The organism is Agarivorans sp. (assembly GCF_050295395.1).
Lineage (GTDB): Bacteria > Pseudomonadota > Gammaproteobacteria > Enterobacterales > Celerinatantimonadaceae > Agarivorans.
In genome coordinates, this window is sequence record NZ_JBNKPP010000045.1 from 1 (window position 1) to 3,400 (window position 3,400).

General features: G+C 48.4%; 3 protein-coding genes. 2 read left to right on the forward strand and 1 reads right to left on the reverse strand.

Features of this window, described 5'->3' with window-relative positions:
• Window positions 1–149 precede the first annotated feature (149 nt).
• A complete protein-coding gene (locus ACQY6Q_RS02820) occupies window positions 150–530 on the forward strand; it encodes a PilZ domain-containing protein (protein WP_427977623.1) in 381 nt (126 codons plus the stop codon).
• Here ACQY6Q_RS02820 and radA read toward each other — a convergent pair.
• Entirely contained in the window at window positions 527–1,888 is a 1,362-nt protein-coding gene (gene radA / locus ACQY6Q_RS02825) for a DNA repair protein RadA (protein WP_427977625.1), read from the reverse strand. The genes ACQY6Q_RS02820 and radA overlap by 4 nt on opposite strands.
• A 146-nt stretch (window positions 1,889–2,034) precedes the next feature.
• Between radA and ACQY6Q_RS02830 the strand changes: the two genes are divergently transcribed.
• The coding region (locus tag ACQY6Q_RS02830) for a PilZ domain-containing protein (protein WP_427977628.1) at window positions 2,035–3,400 on the forward strand (1,366 nt) is incomplete at its 3' end.

The window sequence follows — 3,400 nt, forward strand, 5'->3', positions numbered from 1 at the left end:
GCCACCATGAGCGAAGCGGAATTGGCCTCACACACTCAACAAATAATTGCTCAGGCTTTGTCCCAAAAGCCACCCGCTTAGCTGTAAAAATATCTTATTTACGCTAGGCTTAAAGTGAATTGAAATATTAAAACTATAGGAAATAAAGCATGCGCGAGCGCCGTCAATTTTTGCGAGTCCTGTTCAACCGCCCCGCCTACTTAAATCACGGTGAGCAATCTTGGTCATGCCAATTGTTGGATTTATCCTTACAAGGTGCCTTAGTCACGCTACCGAATGACTGGGATGAGGAGTTGACCCAACTCACCCTAAGCTTCAGTTTGAGCGATGTGGCGATTGAAGAGTTGAGCATAACCATGGACGTAGAAGTGAAACATCTACGTGACCAACAGATTGGGCTTAAGTGCCTACACCTCGACCTAGAAAGTGCCAGCCATTTAAAACGCTTAATTGAGTTAAACCTTGGCGACGATGCCCTATTGCACCGCGAATTAGAACATTTAGTCGACCAAAACAAAGAAGCGGATTAAACCGCTTCTAATGCCTCGGCAAGTTTACTCACGGCAATCACCTCTAGACCAGCAATCGCCTGCTTAGGGCGGTTGCCTAGGGGGACAATGGCTCGTTTAAAGCCATGTTTAGCCGCTTCATTGAGTCGCTCCTGACCATTACTCACCGGGCGAATTTCCCCAGACAGCCCCACTTCACCAAATACCACTAAATCTTGCGCCAGCGTGTGGTTTCTAAAGCTCGATACCATGGCCACCAACAGCGCCAAGTCGGCACCAGTTTCGGCCACTCGAACCCCACCTACCACATTGGTAAAGACGTCTTGATCAGACATTTGCACCCCAGCATGGCGATGCATCACCGCTAACAACATGGCCAAACGGTTTTGCTCTAAGCCCACAGCCACCCGCCGCGGGTTAGCCAGCTGGCTATAATCAACCAAGGCTTGGATCTCTACCAGTAAAGGTCGAGTCCCTTCCCATACCACCATTACCACCGAGCCCGGTGCTGCTTCTTGTCCTCGTGATAAGAAAATAGCCGAAGGGTTGGATACCTCACGCATGCCCTGCTCGGTCATGGCAAACACTCCGAGCTCGTTAATCGCACCAAAGCGATTTTTATTACCCCGAAGCGTACGAAAACGCCCGTCGGCATCACCTTCCAACATAATCGAACAATCAATACAGTGCTCAAGCACCTTAGGCCCGGCTAAAGTGCCGTCTTTAGTCACATGGCCCACCATGAACATGGCAATATTATGTTGCTTGGCAAAACGGGTTAACCAAGCAGCACTTTCTCTGACCTGACTCACTCCACCCGGTGCCGACTGAATATCGGCCATGTGCATCACCTGAATCGAGTCTATCACCATCATTTTGGGTTTAATTTCCAGTGCTATCTGGCCGATTTGCTCAACACTGGTTTCCGCCAATAGTTTTAGTTTATCTTTCGGTAAACCCAAACGCTGGGCTCGCAGGGCGATTTGTTGCAAGGATTCCTCGCCAGTAACATACAGGGTATCCATGCTCTGAGCCAAGCCACACATGGTTTGCAACAACAAGGTACTCTTACCGGCCCCGGGACTACCGCCGATCAAAATGGCACTGCCAGGAACCACACCGCCCCCCAACACCCGGTCAAACTCTTTAAAGCCGGTAGAGAAACGAGGTAACTCCGCTAAATCAATACTCTCTAAGGTTTGTACTTTACCTGCGGTGCTCCCTGCGTAGCCAGTGAAACGGTCATTACGAGACGGAGCGGCACTTAAGCGAACTTCACTAATGGTGTTCCAAGCTTTGCATTCACTGCACTGCCCCTGCCAACGTGGGAAGTCGGCACCACAATCATTACACACATAAGCAGTTTTCACTTTGGCCATTTTTCCTCCAAACGCTCACAAAACGCTAAAATATTACTTAAACTTGTTATCTTTCATCTAGCTAAGGGAACAAACTTTGCTTAGTGTATAGACTAAGACAGAATTTTGACATCAAAACATAGCTTGAAGGAATGATACCTAGCGCCATGCCAGAAACGAAGCACCACGCCTTAATCGAGCGACTACTACCAGTGATGGGGAGTAGCGACTTCAATCAAGTCTTTAAGCGCGCTACCGAAGGGCTAAGCAATAATGAGAGCTTCCTACTCAAAATGGAAATGCAACGCTTGGCTGCGCCTTGTCAACGGCTAGTTGATTTACGCGGCAAGGTGGATGGTGAATGTAAGGAGTTTCACTACCAAGGTAAAACCCATTTCTTAGATGACATCGCCATTAAAGTCTTCAAACAACAGTTAAAACTCTACAACCAACAATACACCCTAGGTATTTTTGAAAAACTGCAGCACACTGAAAACAACTTCAAGGTGATGCAAAAAAATAACATCAGCCCGCAAGAAGCAGCCGCCCGTAGGCAGAAAAAAGTCATTGCCAGAGCAGTACGCTTAGGCCACTACATTGGTCGCAGTGAAGAGCGCATGCACCTCACCGCCCCACTAAGAATTGCCGATGTGAATGGTAAGCTGTTTGATGCCAGAACCTCCAATATGTCGGTATCGGGGATCCGCATCAAGGTGGATGAGAAGCGCACATTTGAAGTGGGTGAGCACTACTTCATCTATTTTACCGGGCTAGAAAAAGAATTCGTTAACCGCGTACTTAGCGCGGGTACCGAATATCGGGTAGTCGGTATCGACCGCAAAAAGCAGCAACAATGGGTACGCCTAGTGGTAGTGGACCCTGGCGAAGAATTTAATCAGTTTTTTAAAAACTTCCTGCGTTCCTATCGCGGCCGCTATCGAGTTGATGTAGACAACATTACCGCCGCCGTGATTACCAAAGGCTACGAGCAATACCTGATGCCACGCTTAAGTAGTGTGCCACTGTATTTTACGGGTCAACACACGCCTAGCCTACGTTATGCTCTAGCCACCCAAAACAACGCTGATATTTTTTCTTACTGGCGAGATGAAAGTAATCAAAGCCACCTGTCCCAGCTGTTTCATTCACCGCGAATGCTGCGTTACTTACAACGCGAACAGGGTGAAAGCCTGATTTATTGCTTTACTCATACCGCCAACAATAAACTGTTTTTTTACTCGGCCAGCAGCGAAGAGCTGGCCGAGCACCCGGAGCTACGCGAGCTTTATCTCGCTTACGGCAGTCGCAAGCCCAGTTGGAAGGTATTTAAGTTTCAATTTTTCCCGGCAACGGCAAGTGATGCCGAAGTGAGTTCGCCACTGCCAAAGAAAGACTCACCCATCGAGCGAGAGCGCGTAGCCAAAGCATTAAAAGACTTAAGCATGGTAGGACTACTCAGCGACGTCACCAACCAACAGATTGAGCAAACCTACCAACAGGCCTACCCTCTGCAAGGCAACCCCAATAAGCTGG